Below are 18311 nucleotides of genomic sequence, written 5' to 3' on the forward strand. Positions count from 1 at the left end.
AAATGGAATTGAATCAAATCCTTGAAGGGATGCTATCTCAAAAAGCATCGGATCTTTATATCACCGTTGATGCGCCTATCCTGTTTCGTGTCGATGGTGAACTGCGACCTCAAGGCGAGAAATTGAATGCGGCTCAGGTTGCTCAGTTACTTGATGCGATGATGGATCAAGACCGACGCGATGAATATCAGCAAACGCGAGAGGCTAATTTTGCCATCGTACGTGACTTTGGTCGTTTTCGTGTCAGTGCATTCTTTCAACGAGAGCTACCTGGAGCGGTCATTCGACGTATCGAGACTAACATCCCAACCTTTGAGCAATTAAAGCTTCCTGATGTGCTGCAAGACCTTTCAATCGCTAAGCGCGGACTTGTGCTGGTGGTTGGGGCAACAGGTTCTGGTAAATCAACCTCGATGGCTGCAATGACAGGCTATCGCAATACCAATCGCTCAGGGCATATTTTGACGGTTGAAGATCCAATTGAATTCGTACACGAACATAAAAAGTGCATCGTGACACAACGTGAGGTTGGGCTCGACACCGAGAGTTACGAAGTCGCGCTTAAGAACTCTTTGCGCCAAGCTCCTGATATGATTTTGATTGGCGAAATCCGTAGCCGTGAAACCATGGAATATGCGATGACTTTCGCTGAGACTGGCCACTTGTGTATGGCAACGCTGCACGCCAATAATGCCAACCAAGCGTTAGAACGTATTCTTCACTTGGTGCCGAAAGAGCAAAAAGAGCAATTCTTGTTTGATCTGTCGATGAACCTGCGTGGTGTGGTCGCTCAGCAATTAATCCGAGATAAGAATGGCAGCGGTCGCCATGGCGTGTTTGAAATTCTACTCAACAGCCCGCGAGTGTCTGACTTGATTCGTCGTGGTGAGTTGCATGAACTAAAAGCGACGATGGCTAAATCGAAAGAGATTGGTATGCAGACCTTTGACCAAGCGTTGTATGACTTGGTGCTTGCAGGCAAGATCAGTGAAGAAGACGCATTCCACAGTGCTGATTCTGCGAATGACTTACGCTTAATGCTAAAAACCAGACGTGGTGATGATGACTACGGAACAGGTGCTTTGGCTGGCGTGAAGATTGATATGGGTTAGATTGATGCTGAATACTAAAAAAACCGCTGTGAAGGCGGTTTTTTTTGGTCTGGATATATTAGTGGTTGCCGTAACTATTGTTGTTACCAGAATATCCTCGTTCCTTCTCTAATTTGATTTTTGTCGGATATTGTTCACCGGTATAACCTGCTGAGCCTCCGCTCATAGAGCTACATGCTGTGATTGCTAGAGAAGCGAAGATGACTAGAAAAATTTTCATATGAACTCCCACGTCCTTATTATGAATTGCACTGACACTACGGCGTGAAATTCGTGTGGGATCATAAATTAGCTCAAATGTTAATCACTTAGTTTTAACTAAGAATATTGTGCTTCAAACCAACTTTCTAGAATCACAACTGCGGATTGGTTATCGACATTGCCTTTGCTTAGTGCTTTGTAGCCACCCATTTCAAAAAGGTCGGCCCTTGCTTCTGTGGTCGAGAGTCTTTCATCATGTAGCTCAACATCGACACCAAAGCGCCCCTTTAGGCGATTGGCAAACTTCTTCGCCCTTGGTGTAATGGCTGCTAGATCTTTGCCATGAAGATCGGTTGGCAATCCAACCACAATCAGATTCGGCTGCCACTCCTTAATTTGCTTCTCGATATCATCCCAGTTTGGGATGCCATCTTTCGCTTTAAAGGCTTTTAAAGGGCTAGCTGTACCTGTGATCTCTTGTCCTATCGCACTGCCGATACTTTTTGTACCGTAGTCAAATGCCATAATTGTTCGTGACATGGGGTTTCCAAATTAATCTGTGTTTGAGAGTGTCTGTTTATTTTATTGATCTGAGTCGGGCTAGGCGTGGCCAGCGTCTGCTGAAAGCTGAGCCGCATTAATGCCTAACATCTGCACGGCGACTTTCCAGCGGTCAGAAATCGGTGTATCGAAGATGACCTTCGGATCGGCTTCAACAGTTAACCATGAGTTCTCGGTCAGTTCGGTTTCCAGTTGCCCGGGTTCCCACCCTGCATAACCAAGTGCGACTAGATAATTCATCGGTTCATCTTCTGTACCTAACACCATCAAGATATCTTTTGAGGTTGTCACTGAGATTTGATCCGTCATGCTGATACTGGATTGATAGCTGCCTTTAGGTTTGTGCAAAATAAACCCACGGTCTTCTGCGACCGGTCCACCATTCAATACAGGCTTATCAAGACTTGCTTGGTTGGGTTTTGGCTGATCAGAATCAACCTCAACTTGCTTAAGCATGCTACCGACAGTGACATCAATAGGGGCGTTGATCATCAAACCCATCGCGCCTTCGTCATTGTGCTCACAAAGGTAAATCACCGAATTTTGAAAGTATGGGTCTTTCATTCCGGGCATAGCAACCAGAAAGTGGTTCGTTAAATTCATAGAGCCTCCTGCCAGTGTGTTCCCAGTAAAGGAAAAAGAGCGGCGTAATGCCGCTCATTGATTCTTTGCCTAGATATTTCTGTGTTTTCGAATAGCTAAGGCTTTCTTTAGTTTAGGCTATTTAGCGTTAACGCGACGCTCAATTGCATCCATTAATTTACCTGTAACTGAAATATCAAAAGCGGCTTCAATTTCACGGATACAAGTAGGGCTAGTCACGTTAATTTCAGTCAGCTTGTCGCCGATAACATCAAGCCCAACAAAGATTAAGCCTTTCTCTTTCAGTGCAGGAGCAACTGCTCTTGCGATAGCCCAGTCTGTTTCACTTAGAGGACGAGCTTCACCTGTACCGCCAGCAGCAAGGTTACCTCGAGTTTCCCCTTTTGCAGGAATACGAGCTAGACAGTAAGGCATTGGCTCACCGTCAACCACAAGAATACGCTTATCACCATTGCTGATGTCTGGAACAAAAGTTTGTGCCATTGCGTAGTTCTGACCGTGGTTAGTTAAAGTCTCAATGATCACTGATACGTTTGGATCGCCTTCTTTCACTCGGAAGATAGACGCGCCGCCCATGCCATCAAGTGGTTTTAGAATCACGTCACCGTGTTCTTCTCGGAACGCTTTAATTTTTTCAGCTTTACGAGTCACGATGGTGGTCGGTGTCAGTTCAGGGAACCATGCCGTGAACAACTTCTCGTTACAGTCACGTAGGCTTTGTGGTTTGTTGACGATCAGTGCGCCGTTCTCTTCAGCACGCTCAAGAATGTAAGTTGCGTAGATGTACTCAGTATCAAACGGAGGATCTTTACGCATTAGTACCGCATCTAAATCGGATAGCGCGATAGTCTGTTCTGATTTGAACTCGTACCAACCGTTTGGATCTTCTTTTAGTTCAACAACCTTAGTGTCAGCAATGGCTACGCCTTGATCTAAATGTAGATCATCCATTTCCATGTAATGGATTTCGTAACCACGACGCTGAGCTTCAAGCATCATGGCAAAGCTAGAGTCTTTTTTGATGTTAATGGATGAAATTGGATCCATTACGATGCCAAGTTTGATCATTTTTTTCTCCTAGCCTAGATCGCCAAAACGGACTTGTAAGGCAGTAATTGCGGTTAGAGCTGCTGTCTCGGTACGAAGTACACGTGGGCCAAGTAGCGTCTCTTCAAATTTGTATTGTTCTGTCATACCGATTTCTTCAGCTGACAGTCCACCTTCAGGACCGATCAATAGGCGCACCTTACTGATCGGCTCTGGAAGGGTATTGATTGAGTATTTTGCACGAGGGTGCAGGTTTAGTTTTAACGCTTCGCTCGGTTCGCTGCACCACTCTTCAAGTTGCATGATTGGGCGAATAACTGGAACCGTATTACGGCCAGATTGTTCACATGCTGCGATAGCAATCTTTTGCCACTGTGCAAGCTTTTTCTCGAAGCGTTTAGTATCAAGCTTAACGCCACAGCGCTCTGAAATCAGCGGGGTAATGGTGTTCACACCAAGCTCAACCGATTTCTGAATCGTGAATTCCATTTTGTCGCCACGTGAAATCACTTGGCCTAAATGTAAGTCTAACGGAGATTCGCTGCTGCGCTCGATACGTTCAGTAACATTAACTGTGACGTTCTTTTTTGATACTTCAGCAATTGTCGCAGGGAATTCAGCGCCACTGCCATCAAATAGAAGAACATCTTGACCTTCTTTCATACGAAGGACTCGACCAACATGACCCGCGGCATCTTCGTCTAAAGCGAGTGAACCTAACTGATGAATGCGTTTTGGGTGATGGATGCGAGGGATTCTCATGCTGGTAAACCTATAAATATGTTCATTTGGGTATTTTGTCTCTGCCTAACATGGATGCTTTTAGTTGAAAAAACAAGGGTAGAGCAAGAGTTTCAGGGGCAATTCTGAAACTCTTGTTTGAGATGGAGGCAATTGGAGATGTAGGTTGACTGAGTCGTGTTATCTACAAGCAGGGAAAACAAATGGGTTGTGATTCCCCTGGATGGCATAGATTCGCTCATCACGAGTACATTCCCACTTATCAACAGGGAATTGCTTGTTCCACGCCATCATCAGGTTAGTTTGCTGCTTAGAGAGCTTGAAACCATACTCTTGGCTCATGTAAAGATAAGTACGCGCGATAGAACCTTTTGCTCTGTCTGGCGGCATAACCTTACGCTGTTTGAAGTTGACCTGCATTTCACACTGACCATAGCTCACGCCATCCATTCCATTCCATTGACTGAAATTGTAATTGGATCGATCACCGTTAACCTCGCCAATTGCCGGAGTCAAGTTGTGAAGATCGGCTTCCATCGATTTGAATATTTTGTCATTGCGAGTGCAGTTCTTACGTCCGCCATCTTGCCAGCACTGACGCTGGTGGCCAAATTGCCAAGCTGGAACCACGTGTTCCCACTCAATACGGGAAGCGCGTTTTTGCTGTTTTCTCACTTGATAACCACAGCCGTCGAGGTCGGGGATACCTTTCTTTTTGTCCTTCCATGTAATGTCACAACCACAATAAAATGAAGTCGGGTGATCGAGATAAATCTTCACGGCTTCTTTTTTGGCTTTGGAGAACGAACTTGGTGGAGCGGCGAAAACGCTTTGGGTTACCAGTAGGCCAAATACTATTGATAGGTAGAAAGACACCGATAGGCCAAATGCTTTTTGAGTGGTTTTTTGCATGGAAAAAGACTGATGAAAGTATGATAAACAACAGTCTAGCACTCAAATGTTAGTTCTCTCTATTACATTTATTCGCGTTAACTTGTGAGATCAAGACTTAGCTCAATTGAAGGCCGGTAAAAGCTAAGGTTTGCTGGCATTGTTGGCAACGATAAGTTGATTGGTTGCGGATGACTTTATTGTGTCGTCTTATCGACAGGGGATAAGTGGTGCAATCACAGCGATACTCAAAAGTTTTGCCCTGCACTGAGGTGATTTCTAAGCTGTGAGTCGTTCTGGCCGGTACATTGAATACCTTTTCCATCACGTATTTCCACTCATTCCCGTGAGGCCTAACTCGTCCGAATACCTGATGTGTGATCAGATGTGCGAGTTCATGAGGTACGACTTCGTTAATAAAGGCGTCTTCATTTTCGCTGAATAGCACTTGGTTGAGTTTAATCTCGTTTAACTGAAGGTAGGCTTTTCCCGCTGCCTTTCCTCTTAACTTGTAAGTGACGGTTGGGCATGGAAATTCACGAGAAAAATGTTGATTAGCGATAGCTAGGCATTCGCCCAGTTTCTTATTTACTCGATGTTGTTGCGGGGTGTAAGACAAGCGTTGTTAACTCCAAAAAAAGCCTCAGCGTTTAAGCTAAGGCCTCATCATAACATTGCTCATCGATCGTGAAACGATTTAAACGTGATGTTTCTTCTTGATGATTTCGTGGTAAGCATGCCATGTTCCGTAACCAAGCAATGGCATCGTTACAATCATACCGACACCGTAGGTCGCAAAGCCGACTAAGATACCAGCGCCAATGATACCAGCCCAAACGACCATCGCAGGGATGTTTGATTTAACAGCGTTGAAGCTAGTAAAAATGGCACTCATTACATCTACACGTCTTTCCATCATCAATGGAATCGAAAATGCTGAGATGCTAAATATCAGGCTAGCGATAACCAATCCAATCACCGAACCCGTAATCAGGAATGGTGCAAACTCGCTTAATGGTGCTCCTTGTACGGAAGGGTAGAGCGCATGCAATAACGCAGCAATCCGCATCCAAAAGATCATTGCAACCATTAACACAATCGCAAAGGCCCATTGGTGGGTGGAGTTGCGAGTAATTGCTTTCATTGAGTGGAACAAGCTTGGGGAATGTCCTTTCTCTCTTTCCCAGCTTGCGTCATATAGGCCAAGAGCAAGAAAGGGTCCTATCAACATATAGACTATCAAGCTTGGCATGACGACTAGGTGTGTTCCTTGCCATTGGACTAGTTGCACGATGGCGATGGCCGCAGCCATGAAACACAATCCGTAAAATGCGCTGATTATTGGCATTTTCACTAAGTCATGCAGTGCAAGCGATAACCAGTGGAATGGGGCTGATATGCTTACTTGATTACAAGGAATGGTGCGAGCGTAATCCTGATCGCTGACCTTGTGTTTCTTATCGTTTAGTTCGGATGGGTGCACGGTACGAGGCATAGATCCCCCTAGTTAAATAACGTCCTAGTTATAATTCCACAAGGCTCAGAGGTGTCGCTTACGAGAGCGTTATGGTGTTGAGCTAAACAGCTCTTTGTCATCCCAGTTATTGTTCTTGCCTACATTTAACGAGCGTTATCAGACTGAATTAATTTAAGTTAAATGTGAGCTTGATCGCCTAGGAGTTACCTTAACTATTGTCAGTAGTGTTAGAAAACACAAATTATCAGCGGATTTTTATACTAAGTGGTTAACGGTAAAGAAGGGCGTTAGATAAGAGAATGGCGAGTGAAAGTTCGGTAAGTACATAAAAATAAAGCCCTTACTAAGAAGTAAGGGCTTTAAAGAAACAAATCGCAGTGGCTAAATTATTTTAGGCCAGCGAAGTCCGCAAGGATTGCTGCTTTGTCCGTCGCTTCCCAAGGGAACTCTTCGCGACCGAAGTGACCGTATGCAGCCGTCTTTTTGTAGATAGGCTGAAGAAGGTTCAGCATTTCTTGAAGACCGTATGGACGTAGGTCGAAGTTTTGACGAACAGCTTCAATGATGATCTCGTGAGCTACTTTCTCAGTACCAAACGTTTCAACCATGATAGATGTTGGATCTGCAACACCGATAGCGTAAGACAGTTGAATCTCACAACGGTCAGCCATGCCAGCAGCAACGATGTTTTTCGCAACGTAACGCGCTGCGTAAGCTGCAGAACGGTCAACTTTTGATGGATCTTTACCAGAGAATGCACCGCCACCGTGACGAGCTGCGCCGCCGTAGGTATCAACGATGATCTTACGACCGGTTAGACCACAGTCACCCATTGGGCCACCGATTACGAAGCGGCCTGTTGGGTTGATGAAGAAGTTAGTGTCTTTGTTGATCCACTCAGCAGGAAGTACTGGCTTGATGATCTCTTCCATTACCGCTTCACGTAGGTCAGGTGTTGTTACTGAATCACAGTGTTGAGTTGAAAGAACAACTGCGTCGATACCAACAATCTTACCTTGGTCATATTGGAACGTAACTTGAGATTTCGCATCTGGGCGAAGGAAGTCAAGCTTGCCGCTCTTACGTACTTCAGCTTGCTTCTTAACAAGAAGGTGAGAGTAAGTAATTGGAGCTGGCATTAGGATTGGTGTTTCGTTAGTCGCGTAACCAAACATGATGCCTTGGTCGCCTGCGCCTTGATCTTTAGGATCGGCTTTATCAACACCTTGGTTGATGTCTGGAGACTGCTTACCGATTGTGTTTAGTACTGCACAAGAGTCAGCGTCAAAGCCCATATCAGAATGAACGTAACCAATTTCACGAACTGTTTCACGAGTGATTTCTTCGATATCAACCCATGCAGACGTTGTTACTTCACCGCCAACCATAACCATGCCGGTTTTTACGTAAGTCTCACAAGCAACACGTGCTTTTGGATCTTGTTCCAAGATGGCATCAAGAACAGCATCAGAGATTTGGTCTGCAATTTTATCTGGATGGCCTTCTGAAACAGATTCAGAAGTGAATAGGTGCTTAGCCATGAGAGCTCCACTTTTAGTTTAGTTTTTAGTTGCAAATAGTTAAATGCAAATAATTTCAGGCGTCGCAAGCTAGGAAGCGCCGCCATTAAATACAGTATATTTTGTAGGTGTTTCTACATCTAGACGGCTATTCTAAATTCCAGCGGTCGAATTACAAGCTCTTTTTTATGATATGTCATAACTAAACGTTTGCGTATCGGTCGGGATAACACATTGCTAAGTGATGTAAATGTTCGAAAATTGCGAAAAATGACCGTTAAAATGCCAGTAAAACGTTTGCAGTCGCTAAAGTCGTTTGAGAGAATACCCGCGCTAATAAAAATGAAAACTTTAGCATCAATCTCTTTTTAAATCGCTTATGTACTCAGGAGCAGACATGCCTTCTCGTAAAGATCTAGCCAATGCAATTCGCGCACTTAGCATGGATGGCGTTCAACAAGCAAATTCAGGCCACCCTGGCGCACCTATGGGTATGGCTGACATCGCTGAAGTTCTTTGGCGTGGTCACTTGAACCACAACCCAGCAAACCCAGAGTGGGCTGACCGAGACCGTTTTATTCTGTCTAACGGCCATGGTTCAATGTTGATTTACTCTCTGCTTCATCTTGCAGGTTACGAGCTTTCAATTGAAGACCTGAAAAACTTCCGTCAACTGCACTCTAAGACTCCAGGTCACCCAGAGTACGGTTACGCTCCTGGTATCGAAACAACGACGGGTCCTCTAGGTCAAGGCATCACCAACGCTGTTGGTATGGCGATGGCTGAAAAATCATTGGCTGCACAGTTCAACAAAGAAGGCCACGACATCGTCGATCACTTCACTTATGCTTTCATGGGTGATGGCTGTCTGATGGAAGGTATCTCTCACGAAGCATGTTCTCTAGCCGGTACGCTAGGTCTTGGTAAGCTGGTTGCTTTCTGGGATGACAACGGTATTTCTATCGATGGCGAAGTTGAAGGTTGGTTCTCTGACGATACTCCTAAGCGTTTTGAAGCTTACGGCTGGCACGTAATCCCAGCGGTAGATGGTCACGATTCTGATGCTATCAACGCTGCGATTGAAGCGGCTAAAGCGGATCCTCGTCCAACACTTATCTGTACTAAAACTATCATCGGTTTTGGTTCTCCAAACAAAGCGGGTACGCACGACTGTCACGGTGCTCCACTAGGTGCTGATGAAATTACAGCAACTAAAGCGGCGCTTGGTTGGGAGCACGGTCCTTTCGAAATTCCAGCTGATATCGCAGCTGAGTGGAATGCGAAAGAAGCGGGCGCAGCGAAAGAAGCAGCGTGGAATGCTAAATTTGACGCATACGCAGCGGCTCACCCAGAGCTAGCAGTAGAATTCAAACGTCGTACAAACGGCGAACTACCAGCTGAATGGGAAGAGAAAGCAAACGCAATCATTGCTGATCTTCAAGCTAACCCAGCAAACATCGCATCACGTAAAGCCTCTCAAAATGCTCTAGAAGCGTTCGGTGCTATGCTACCTGAATTCATGGGCGGCTCTGCTGACCTTGCGCCTTCTAACCTGACTATGTGGTCTGGCTCTAAGTCGCTTGAAGCAAATGACTTCTCTGGTAACTACATCCACTACGGTGTACGTGAATTCGGTATGACGGCTATCATGAACGGTATCGCTCTGCACGGTGGTTTCGTACCATACGGCGCAACGTTCCTAATGTTCATGGAATACGCACGTAACGCAATGCGTATGGCTGCTCTGATGAAAATTCAGAACATCCAAGTTTACACGCACGATTCGATCGGCCTAGGCGAAGATGGTCCTACTCACCAACCTGTTGAGCAAATCGCATCTCTACGTCTGACTCCAAACATGAGCACATGGCGTCCATGTGACCAAGTTGAGTCTGCTGTTGCTTGGAAACTGGCAATCGAGCGTAAAGATGGTCCTTCTGCACTTATCTTCTCTCGTCAAAACCTTGCACAACAAGATCGTGACGCTGAGCAAGTAGCAAACATCGCGAAGGGTGGTTACATCCTGAAAGATTGTGCTGGCAAGCCAGAGCTAATCATCATCGCAACGGGTTCTGAAGTTGAACTAGCGGTTAGCGCTGCTGCTGAACTAACAGCTGAAGGCAAGAAAGTACGCGTAGTATCTATGCCTGCAACTGACGCATTCGATAAGCAAGACGCTGAATACCGTGAGTCTGTACTTCCATCTGACGTTACAGCTCGTATCGCTGTTGAAGCTGGCATTGCTGACTTCTGGTACAAGTACGTTGGCTTCGGTGGCAAGATCATCGGCATGACAACGTTTGGCGAATCTGCACCAGCAGGCGAGCTATTCAAGATGTTCGGTTTCACTACTGAAAACGTAGTAAACACAGCGAAAGAACTTCTTGCTTAATCATTGATTGCTAGCCTAGTGCTAACAGTAAAATGAAAGAAAAAACCGAGCTTTAAGCTCGGTTTTTTTGTATCTGGGGTTTGTTATCACTTAGACTAAGGCTTACAAGCAACAGATCAATCTGTCATAAGTAAGCTGAGTTATTCAAGTAATGCCTTTTAGGTAGGATTCAGTTATCATCTGTTGCACGAAATTTTGGTTAGATGTACGGAACTATGCTAAAAGTCGCGATAAATGGATTTGGACGAATAGGGCGCAATGTATTGCGCGCTGTCTATGAAAGTGGCAAAAGCCAACAAATCAAAGTAGTAGCGGTCAATGAGCTTGCTCAGCCTGACGCTATGGCTCACCTATTGCAATACGACACCAGTCACGGCCGCTTCGGCAAGAAAATCTCAAACGATCAAGAGCACATCTATGTTCATCATGGCATTGGTGCTGAAGATAAAGGAGAGTTTGATACCATTCGTATCTTACACCTGGCTGATATTGAACTGCTGCCTTGGCGTGACCTTGAAGTCGATATTGTTCTCGATTGTACCGGTGTTTACGGTTGCCGAGATGACGGCTTAGCACACATCGCTGCTGGAGCGAAAAAGGTGCTGTTCTCGCATCCGGGTGCTAATGACCTTGATAACACCATTATCTATGGTGTGAATCACGAGACTATCGAAGCCGATCATCGAATCGTTTCCAATGGTTCATGTACCACCAACTGTATTGTCCCTATCATTAAGGTGCTGGATGATGCCTTTGGTATTGAGTCTGGTACCATCACGACCATTCACTCTTCAATGAATGATCAGCAAGTTATTGATGCATACCACAGCGATTTGCGTCGTACTCGAGCTGCAAGCCAATCCATCATTCCTGTCGATACCAAATTGCATAAAGGTATTGAAAGAATCTTCCCGAAATTTTCTAACAAATTTGAAGCTATATCTGTGCGTGTGCCGACGGTAAACGTCACTGCGATGGATTTAAGTGTCACAATTAATGCAAATGTGAAAGTTAATGACGTAAATCAAACCATTGTTAATGCATCCCAGTGTACATTACACAATATAGTTGACTATACTGAAGCGCCGCTCGTTTCCATCGACTTTAATCACGATCCCCATAGCGCAATTGTTGATGGTTCACAAACTCGAGTGAGCAACGGCCACTTAGTAAAAATGCTTGTGTGGTGTGACAATGAATGGGGCTTTGCGAACCGGATGCTGGATACGGTTCTTGCAATGCAAGCTTCTGAAGGCAAGAAGTAAGACCTAGAAGCAAATGTGTGGATTATTTATTTTTTAGCTTGAAATAAATACTAAGTGTCCACATATTATGAGTAGTTAAAGAATTACCAGTTGAATAATTTATAGGCTTAGCAGGGTTGCTGAGTTTCCAAAACTTTATTTTTATTTAAATTTGAGAGGACAAATCATGTCTGTGATCAAGATGACTGACCTGGAACTTGCAGGTAAACGCGTATTCATCCGTGCTGACCTAAACGTACCAGTAAAAGACGGTAAAGTAACTTCAGATGCACGTATCCTTGCATCTCTACCAACTATCAAACTTTGCCTAGAAGCTGGCGCAAAAGTTATGGTTACTTCTCACCTTGGTCGTCCTACTGAAGGCGAATACAACGAAGAGTTCTCTCTAGCTCCTGTAGTTAACTACCTAAACGACGCACTAGACTGCGACGTTAAACTAGCAAAAGATTACGTAAATGGTCTTGAGCTAAACGCTGGTGAACTAACTGTTCTTGAAAACGTTCGCTTTAACAAAGGCGAGAAGAAGAACGAAGAAGCACTTTCTAAGCAGTACGCTGCACTATGTGACATCTTCGTGATGGACGCATTCGGTACAGCTCACCGTGCTCAAGCTTCTACACACGGCGTTGGTACTTACGCTCCTGTAGCATGTGCTGGTCCTCTTCTAGCTGCTGAGCTTGAAGCTCTTGGTAAAGCAATGGACAATCCAGCTCGCCCACTAGTGGCTATCGTTGGTGGTTCTAAAGTTTCTACTAAACTAACTGTTCTAGAATCTCTTTCTAAAATCGCTGACCAACTTGTTGTTGGTGGTGGTATCGCGAACACGTTCATCGCTGCTGAAGGCCACAACGTAGGTAAGTCTCTATACGAAGCTGACCTAGTTGAAACGGCTAAGAAGCTAATGAAAGAGTGTGCTATCCCAGTAGCGACTGACGTTGCATGTGCTAAAGCATTCGACGAAAACGCAGAAGCTGAAATTAAGCACGTTTCTGAAGTTCAAGACGACGACATGATCTTCGACCTTGGCCCAGATTCAACTGCAGCTCTAGCTGAAATCATCGGCAACGCAAAAACGATTCTTTGGAACGGCCCTGTAGGCGTATTCGAGTTCAAAAACTTCGAAGCGGGTACTGCGGGTATTTCTAAAGCAATCGCTGACTCTGAAGGTTTCTCAGTAGCAGGCGGTGGTGACACACTAGCAGCTATCGACAAGTTCGGTATCAAAGCAGATGTTTCTTACATCTCTACTGGCGGCGGCGCTTTCCTTGAGTTTGTTGAAGGTAAAGTACTTCCTGCAGTAGCAATGCTTGAAGAGCGTGCTAAAGCGTAATTGATTTAGAAAGGCGAGATGTGAATCTCGCCTTTTAACGTTTGCTGCATATCACACTTTTTTGCTAGAATGGCATAAGTTGTGAGCAAACGATTGCAAATTTTTAAACTTAAGTTTTTTAATCTTAAAACGATAGAATAAATAGGACTATTTCCATGTCTAAGATCTTCGATTTTGTAAAACCTGGTGTAATTTCTGGCGATGACGTACAGAAAGTATTTGAAGTAGCAAAAGCAAACAAATTTGCTCTTCCTGCAGTAAACGTAATCAACACTGATACTATCAACGCTGTTCTTGAAGCTGCTGCTAAAGCAAAAGCGCCAGTTGTTGTTCAGTTCTCTAACGGCGGTGCTGGTTTCTTCGCTGGTAAAGGCGTTAAACTTGAAGGTCAAGGCGCACAAATTCTTGGCGCTGTAGCTGGTGCAAAATACGTTCACGCAGTAGCAGAATCTTACGGTGTTCCAGTTATTCTTCATACTGACCACGCTGCTAAGAAACTTCTTCCATGGATCGACGGTCTACTAGACGCTGGTGAAGAGTTCTTCGCACAAACTGGTAAGCCACTATTCTCTTCTCACATGCTAGATCTTTCTGAAGAGTCTCTAGAAGAGAACATCGAAACATGTGCAGCTTACCTAGCTCGCATGGCTAAACTAAACATGACAATCGAGATTGAACTTGGTTGTACTGGTGGTGAAGAAGACGGCGTTGATAATTCTGATATGGACGCATCTGAGCTTTACACTTCTCCTGAAGATGTTGCATACGCATACGAGAAACTAAACGCGGTTAGCCCACGTTTCACTATCGCAGCTTCTTTCGGTAACGTACACGGTGTTTACCAAGCTGGTAACGTTGTACTTACTCCAACTATCCTGCGTGACTCTCAAGCATACTGTGCTGAGAAGTTTGGCATTGCAGCTGACGCTCTTAACTTCGTATTCCACGGTGGTTCTGGTTCTTCTGAAGCAGAAATCCAAGAGTCTATCGGTTACGGCGTTATCAAAATGAACATCGATACTGATACTCAGTGGGCTTCATGGGATGGCGTTCGTACTTACGAAGCTGAGAACCGTGATTTCCTACAGGGTCAAATCGGTAACCCAACTGGCGAAGCTGCTCCAAACAAGAAGTTCTACGATCCACGCGTATGGCTACGTGCTGGTCAGTCTTCAATGGTTACTCGTCTTGAGAAAGCATTCGCTGACCTTAACGCTGTAGACGTACTGTAATTCTTTGAATTAAGTACTCTTTAAGTTTTAAAAACCCGCTCATTGAGCGGGTTTTTTTATGTCTGATAAAAACTTGTACTAAATATGTGAAAAACCTAGCGTGCGGTGAATAAATTTCGTAGTCTTTTAGTTATCGGTATTTGTGTTTATTGGTAAGTTTTATTAATTCAAAAGCTTACATAAATATGACTTTGCAATCTGTCAAAGATAGGATATCGTGCCGAAAAATTGAACTTGGTTCAGTTTATAAAAAAGGACTTGGCTTTAATTTACTTTTAACACAACGACTTAACATGAGTTGTACGGTTTATTTTGTTGTTGGGTAGGTTTGGCTTAAGGCAGTTTAGCTCATAGCATATTATATAGAGGATGCACATTATGGCTGATAGTTCGACAGCGCTTGAGACTCCAATTGTGGATGGTTTGTCTCACGCAGAGCAGTGGTTAACAAATAACTCAGATCTGTTTATTCAATACGGTGTAAACATTATCTCAGCACTGATAATTCTATTTATTGGTAATCTTATTGTTAAAGCAGTAGCGAATAGCGTGTCTAAGGTTCTTCAGAAGAAGAAAATGGACCGAGCAGTTGTGGAATTCGTCCATGGTTTAGTTCGTTACTTGTTATTTGTTATTGTTTTAATTGCTGCACTTGGTCGTTTAGGCGTTCAAACTGCATCTGTAGTCGCTGTTATTGGTGCGGCTGGTTTGGCTGTTGGTCTTGCACTACAAGGCTCACTATCTAACTTTGCTGCGGGTGTACTTATCGTGGCATTCCGTCCATTCAAGTCTGGTGACTACGTGGAAATTGGTGGGGTAGCGGGTTCAGTTGATTCAATTCAGATCTTCCAAACCGTTCTAACAACACCAGACAACAAAATGGTTGTAGTACCTAACGGCAGCGTTATTGGTAGCCCAATTACTAACTACTCTCGTCATGATACGCGCCGTATTGATCTAATGATTGGTGTTTCTTACAATGCCGATCTTCAAAAAACAAAAGCGCTACTGACTAAGATCTGTGAATCTGATGAGCGTGTACTGAAAGAGCCTGGCGTTCAAGTTGGTGTTCACACACTAGCGGATTCTTCAGTTAACTTTGTCGTTCGTCCATGGGTTAGCACTGCAGAATACTGGAATGTTTACTTCGACCTGATGCAAGCAATCAAAGAAGGCTTGGATAATGAAGGTATCGAAATCCCATTCCCGCAAATGGATGTACACATGAATAAAGTAGAAGCTTAATCTCTAGTTAGTTTTTTTAGCTATAAGCTTTTATAAGGAAAGGCGGATAACTTAGGTTATCCGCCTTTTTTTTGATGAGTTAAGTTTGTGGATGACTCAATATGAACGGATTTAGCCGTACTGCTCAATGAGTCCATTGGCGAGCACAAGGGCAATAGCGAACATCATGGTTGCTACCGCGATATCGATGCCTTTCTTAACTTTGGGTTTCGATAGAGTTGGGCCTAGCTTTGCAGCGCCTAATGACAAAGAGTAAAACCACACGAATGAAGCTAAGATAGTCCCCATAGCAAAAGCTATTCTATCGTTGCCTTCAAACTGCCCGCCTATGGATCCAAGAATCACTACAGTATCTAAATAAAGATGCGGGTTTAATACGGTTACTGCCAATGCACCTAAAACAACGGTGCGCTTGCCACGAGCCAGTATCTCACCCTTTGATTCATCACTAGTACGTGTTCTGAACGCACTGCGCAATGACAATAAACCATAAACGGTTAGGAATGCGATACCACCCAGTGTCACTGAGGTGAGCAGTAATTCATTTTGCGACAGGATCGCTCCGCCACCAAAGATACCCAATGAAATGAACAAGGTATCGAGTAGGCTACAAATCGTCGCTGTGGTTAGGTGGTGATTGCGTTTAATCCCTTGATTTAAGACGTACGCGTTCTGAGCGCCAATAGGGATGATCATGCTCGCCCCTAGACCAAAACCTTGTAATAAAACCCAAAAATTCATTTCAACCTCCACTTATTTAACGATATTTACGTGCTATATGGCGAAGATACTCCGACCCCTTAAATAAGTATAATTAATGATTTTAATCTATTATTAGAGTTGCTAATGTGAGCGGTAATCAGGTCAAAAAGGAAGCAAGTTGATGCGTGGATTGGATTATAAATGGATAGAAGCACTGGATGCTGTGGTGAAACAACGCAGTTTTGAAAGGGCAGCCGAGCAGTTATATATCTCCCAGTCTGCGGTGTCTCAACGCATCAAACAACTGGAAAAATGGTTAGCACAGCCTGCTCTGGTAAGAGAGAGCCCACCAAGGCCAACACCAGCAGGAAAAAAACTGTTGGGTTTGTATCGTCGTGTTCGCTTGTTAGAGCACGAGCTTGTCCCAGAGTTGATGAACGAAGAGGGAACTCAGCCTCTTTCTCTGTCTATTGCGACCAATGCTGATAGCTTGGCGACATGGTTACTTCCTGCGTTATCTGATGTGATGAATTCACGTCAAGTTGAGTTGAACCTCGCGATTCATGGTGAATCAAGAACCATTGAGAAGATTAAAAGTGGTGAGGTTGCTGGGGCAATCAGCCTCGAACCTCAACCTATTCCGGGTTGCAGTGCGGACTATCTTGGAAGAATGGATTATGTGTGTGTGGCGAACCCTAGCTTCCATCAACGTTACTTCTCTGATGGAGTGAACTATTCAACACTAACCAAAGCCCCAGCGGTTTCGTACGACCAATACGATGATCTGCATAAGAAGTTTTTGCATGATCATTTTAACGTCCCGAGAGATAGCGTGATCAATCATACTGTCGGCAGCTCAGAAGCATTTGTACGCTTGGCATTGTCGGGCGTTGCCTATTGTTTGATTCCTCGATTGCAGATTATCGAGGAGCTAGAGTCTGGTGCTTTGATTGATATTACGCCCGGCTTTTTGTTGTCCTATCGAATCTATTGGCACCATTGGCAATTAGAGAGCGGGGTATTAAAAGAGATCTCTCAAGCGATATTAAATTATGCCCACAACCACTTACCTCAGTAAGCTGTTGGTTTTTGCAGCGTCAAAGTTGTGTTAGAAGTCCTGTCGCGGGATTGGTTATGTGACAAATTGCTCTATGATAAAAGAACATTTGTTCAGCATAGGTCTACCTAATGAAGTTTGTACCAAAGATGTTAGCAACGTCTCTTACTCTTACTGCAGCATTGAGTGCTGTGAGTTTTCCATCATTGGCTGACTCGCCATCTTTTCCGCATATTTCAACGACAGGCTATGGTGAAGTGATCGCGACACCAGATATGGCGACATTTTCTGTTAGAGTCGTGGAATCGACGATGACTGCTGAGCAGGCTAAAAACACAGTTGATAAAGTGGTGACTGGCTTTCTAAATAAGCTACATCAAGCGGGTGTTGATGAGGCGAATGTACACAGCTCTAACCTGTATTTATCTCCTCAATATCATTACCCGAAAAATGGTAAACCTGAACTGGTTGGTTACCGTGCATCACGTAATGTGACTGTTCAAGTGAATGAGCTAGCCAACTTAAATGACTACATGGATATTGCCATTGGGCAGGGTATTAACCAGATCGATAATATCCAACTTCAGGTTCGTGACCAAGCTAAGTATCAGGAGCAAGCGCGCTTGGAGGCCATTAAAGATGCGACATCAAAAGCTAAATCATTGGCGAGTGGTTTTGAGCGCGAGTTAGGTGATGTATGGCGCGTAGATTACAACGCACAATCTTCTCAGCCTGTATTGATGCGTTCAATGGCGATGGATGCGAGAACCGAGTCGAATTCTTATGAAGATTCGACGATCACCATTCGTGATCGAGTGAATGTGATCTATCAACTAGAAGAGTAGTGAACATACCTCAGGAGGGATTAGATCATCATGATCTATTTACCTACAGTAGGCCAAATACTAAAAAGGCTCTCATTACGAGAGCCTTTT

General features: G+C 44.3%; 18 protein-coding genes. 8 read left to right on the forward strand and 10 right to left on the reverse strand.

Annotated features, from left to right (window positions below):
- Positions 1-2: 2 nt before the first annotated feature.
- A complete protein-coding gene (locus AACU28_RS10870) occupies positions 3-1112 on the forward strand; it encodes a PilT/PilU family type 4a pilus ATPase (protein WP_004735479.1) in 1110 nt (369 codons plus the stop codon).
- Positions 1113-1170: 58 nt separating this feature from the next.
- Here AACU28_RS10870 and AACU28_RS10875 read toward each other — a convergent pair whose 3' ends face one another.
- The 9 genes from AACU28_RS10875 to metK form a co-directional block, all read right to left on the reverse strand.
- Entirely contained in the window at positions 1171-1332 is a 162-nt protein-coding gene (locus AACU28_RS10875; RefSeq protein WP_017090793.1) for a hypothetical protein, read from the reverse strand.
- A 98-nt stretch (positions 1333-1430) separates the two neighbouring features.
- Entirely contained in the window at positions 1431-1853 is a 423-nt protein-coding gene (ruvX, locus tag AACU28_RS10880) for a Holliday junction resolvase RuvX (RefSeq protein WP_004735480.1), read from the reverse strand.
- A gap of 60 nt (positions 1854-1913) precedes the next feature.
- Positions 1914-2477, reverse strand: coding sequence for a YqgE/AlgH family protein (locus AACU28_RS10885; RefSeq protein WP_017095267.1), 564 nt, complete (start codon positions 2475-2477; stop codon positions 1914-1916).
- A gap of 117 nt (positions 2478-2594) precedes the next feature.
- On the reverse strand, positions 2595-3545 hold the full coding sequence (gshB, locus tag AACU28_RS10890) for a glutathione synthase (RefSeq protein ID WP_004735482.1): 951 nt from the start codon (positions 3543-3545) through the stop codon (positions 2595-2597).
- Positions 3546-3554: 9 nt separating this feature from the next.
- Complete coding sequence (gene rsmE, locus AACU28_RS10895; protein WP_102489086.1) at positions 3555-4286, reverse strand: 16S rRNA (uracil(1498)-N(3))-methyltransferase; 732 nt, start codon at positions 4284-4286, stop codon at positions 3555-3557.
- Between the two features lie 159 nt (positions 4287-4445).
- Positions 4446-5177, reverse strand: a complete 732-nt coding sequence (locus AACU28_RS10900; protein ID WP_102489085.1) for an endonuclease — start codon at positions 5175-5177, stop codon at positions 4446-4448.
- 97 nt (positions 5178-5274) lie between these two features.
- Positions 5275-5775, reverse strand: coding sequence for a SprT family zinc-dependent metalloprotease (locus tag AACU28_RS10905; protein WP_012604825.1), 501 nt, complete (start codon positions 5773-5775; stop codon positions 5275-5277).
- A gap of 78 nt (positions 5776-5853) precedes the next feature.
- A complete protein-coding gene (locus tag AACU28_RS10910) occupies positions 5854-6651 on the reverse strand; it encodes a DUF2189 domain-containing protein (protein ID WP_004735486.1) in 798 nt (265 codons plus the stop codon).
- 368 nt (positions 6652-7019) lie between these two features.
- Positions 7020-8174, reverse strand: a complete 1155-nt coding sequence (metK, locus tag AACU28_RS10915; protein WP_004735487.1) for a methionine adenosyltransferase — start codon at positions 8172-8174, stop codon at positions 7020-7022.
- 376 nt (positions 8175-8550) lie between these two features.
- On the opposite strand from metK, the gene tkt reads away from it, so the two are divergent.
- The 5 genes from tkt (at position 8551) to mscS (ending at position 15617) form a co-directional block, all read left to right on the forward strand.
- Positions 8551-10545: a transketolase gene (tkt, locus tag AACU28_RS10920; protein WP_121602938.1), complete on the forward strand. Its 1995-nt coding sequence runs from the start codon at positions 8551-8553 to the stop codon at positions 10543-10545.
- 215 nt (positions 10546-10760) lie between these two features.
- Positions 10761-11810 (forward strand): erythrose-4-phosphate dehydrogenase, encoded by a 1050-nt coding sequence (gene epd / locus AACU28_RS10925; RefSeq protein ID WP_032545991.1) that lies wholly within the window; start codon positions 10761-10763, stop codon positions 11808-11810.
- Between the two features lie 166 nt (positions 11811-11976).
- Positions 11977-13140, forward strand: a complete 1164-nt coding sequence (locus AACU28_RS10930; protein WP_004735491.1) for a phosphoglycerate kinase — start codon at positions 11977-11979, stop codon at positions 13138-13140.
- A gap of 155 nt (positions 13141-13295) precedes the next feature.
- On the forward strand, positions 13296-14372 hold the full coding sequence (fbaA, locus tag AACU28_RS10935) for a class II fructose-bisphosphate aldolase (RefSeq protein WP_004735492.1): 1077 nt from the start codon (positions 13296-13298) through the stop codon (positions 14370-14372).
- Between the two features lie 378 nt (positions 14373-14750).
- Positions 14751-15617, forward strand: coding sequence for a small-conductance mechanosensitive channel MscS (mscS, locus tag AACU28_RS10940; protein ID WP_029222261.1), 867 nt, complete (start codon positions 14751-14753; stop codon positions 15615-15617).
- 111 nt (positions 15618-15728) lie between these two features.
- Here mscS and AACU28_RS10945 read toward each other — a convergent pair whose 3' ends face one another.
- Positions 15729-16358 carry a LysE/ArgO family amino acid transporter gene (locus AACU28_RS10945; protein WP_004735360.1) on the reverse strand — a complete coding sequence of 210 codons (630 nt, stop codon included), beginning with the start codon at positions 16356-16358 and terminating at the stop codon, positions 15729-15731.
- Between the two features lie 142 nt (positions 16359-16500).
- Between AACU28_RS10945 and AACU28_RS10950 the strand changes: the two genes are divergently transcribed.
- Together AACU28_RS10950 and AACU28_RS10955 are read left to right on the forward strand one after the other, a co-directional pair.
- The gene (locus AACU28_RS10950) at positions 16501-17397 is read left to right on the forward strand and encodes a LysR family transcriptional regulator ArgP (protein ID WP_029222260.1); all 897 of its coding nucleotides are present in this window, start codon (positions 16501-16503) and stop codon (positions 17395-17397) included.
- 110 nt (positions 17398-17507) lie between these two features.
- Complete coding sequence (locus AACU28_RS10955; protein ID WP_004735362.1) at positions 17508-18221, forward strand: oxidative stress defense protein; 714 nt, start codon at positions 17508-17510, stop codon at positions 18219-18221.
- Positions 18222-18311: the final 90 nt, after the last annotated feature.

Origin of the sequence: Vibrio sp. SBT000027 (assembly GCF_963894355.1) — a bacterium.
Taxonomy (GTDB): domain Bacteria; phylum Pseudomonadota; class Gammaproteobacteria; order Enterobacterales; family Vibrionaceae; genus Vibrio; species Vibrio splendidus.

Bases quoted from the DNA above. Each gene is read 5' to 3' on its own strand.
- AACU28_RS10955 (WP_004735362.1), top strand. From the start codon at position 17,508: ATGAAGTTTGTACCAAAGATGTTAGCAACGTCTCTTACTCTTACTGCA.
- AACU28_RS10870 (WP_004735479.1), top strand. From the start codon at position 3: ATGGAATTGAATCAAATCCTTGAAGGGATGCTATCTCAAAAAGCATCG.
- AACU28_RS10875 (WP_017090793.1), bottom strand. From the start codon at position 1,332: ATGAAAATTTTTCTAGTCATCTTCGCTTCTCTAGCAATCACAGCATGT.
- AACU28_RS10885 (WP_017095267.1), bottom strand. From the start codon at position 2,477: ATGAATTTAACGAACCACTTTCTGGTTGCTATGCCCGGAATGAAAGAC.
- epd (WP_032545991.1), top strand. From the start codon at position 10,761: ATGCTAAAAGTCGCGATAAATGGATTTGGACGAATAGGGCGCAATGTA.
- AACU28_RS10900 (WP_102489085.1), bottom strand. From the start codon at position 5,177: ATGCAAAAAACCACTCAAAAAGCATTTGGCCTATCGGTGTCTTTCTAC.
- AACU28_RS10910 (WP_004735486.1), bottom strand. From the start codon at position 6,651: ATGCCTCGTACCGTGCACCCATCCGAACTAAACGATAAGAAACACAAG.
- ruvX (WP_004735480.1), bottom strand. From the start codon at position 1,853: ATGTCACGAACAATTATGGCATTTGACTACGGTACAAAAAGTATCGGC.
- AACU28_RS10945 (WP_004735360.1), bottom strand. From the start codon at position 16,358: ATGAATTTTTGGGTTTTATTACAAGGTTTTGGTCTAGGGGCGAGCATG.
- metK (WP_004735487.1), bottom strand. From the start codon at position 8,174: ATGGCTAAGCACCTATTCACTTCTGAATCTGTTTCAGAAGGCCATCCA.
- AACU28_RS10930 (WP_004735491.1), top strand. From the start codon at position 11,977: ATGTCTGTGATCAAGATGACTGACCTGGAACTTGCAGGTAAACGCGTA.
- rsmE (WP_102489086.1), bottom strand. From the start codon at position 4,286: ATGAGAATCCCTCGCATCCATCACCCAAAACGCATTCATCAGTTAGGT.
- AACU28_RS10950 (WP_029222260.1), top strand. From the start codon at position 16,501: ATGCGTGGATTGGATTATAAATGGATAGAAGCACTGGATGCTGTGGTG.
- tkt (WP_121602938.1), top strand. From the start codon at position 8,551: ATGCCTTCTCGTAAAGATCTAGCCAATGCAATTCGCGCACTTAGCATG.
- gshB (WP_004735482.1), bottom strand. From the start codon at position 3,545: ATGATCAAACTTGGCATCGTAATGGATCCAATTTCATCCATTAACATC.
- mscS (WP_029222261.1), top strand. From the start codon at position 14,751: ATGGCTGATAGTTCGACAGCGCTTGAGACTCCAATTGTGGATGGTTTG.
- fbaA (WP_004735492.1), top strand. From the start codon at position 13,296: ATGTCTAAGATCTTCGATTTTGTAAAACCTGGTGTAATTTCTGGCGAT.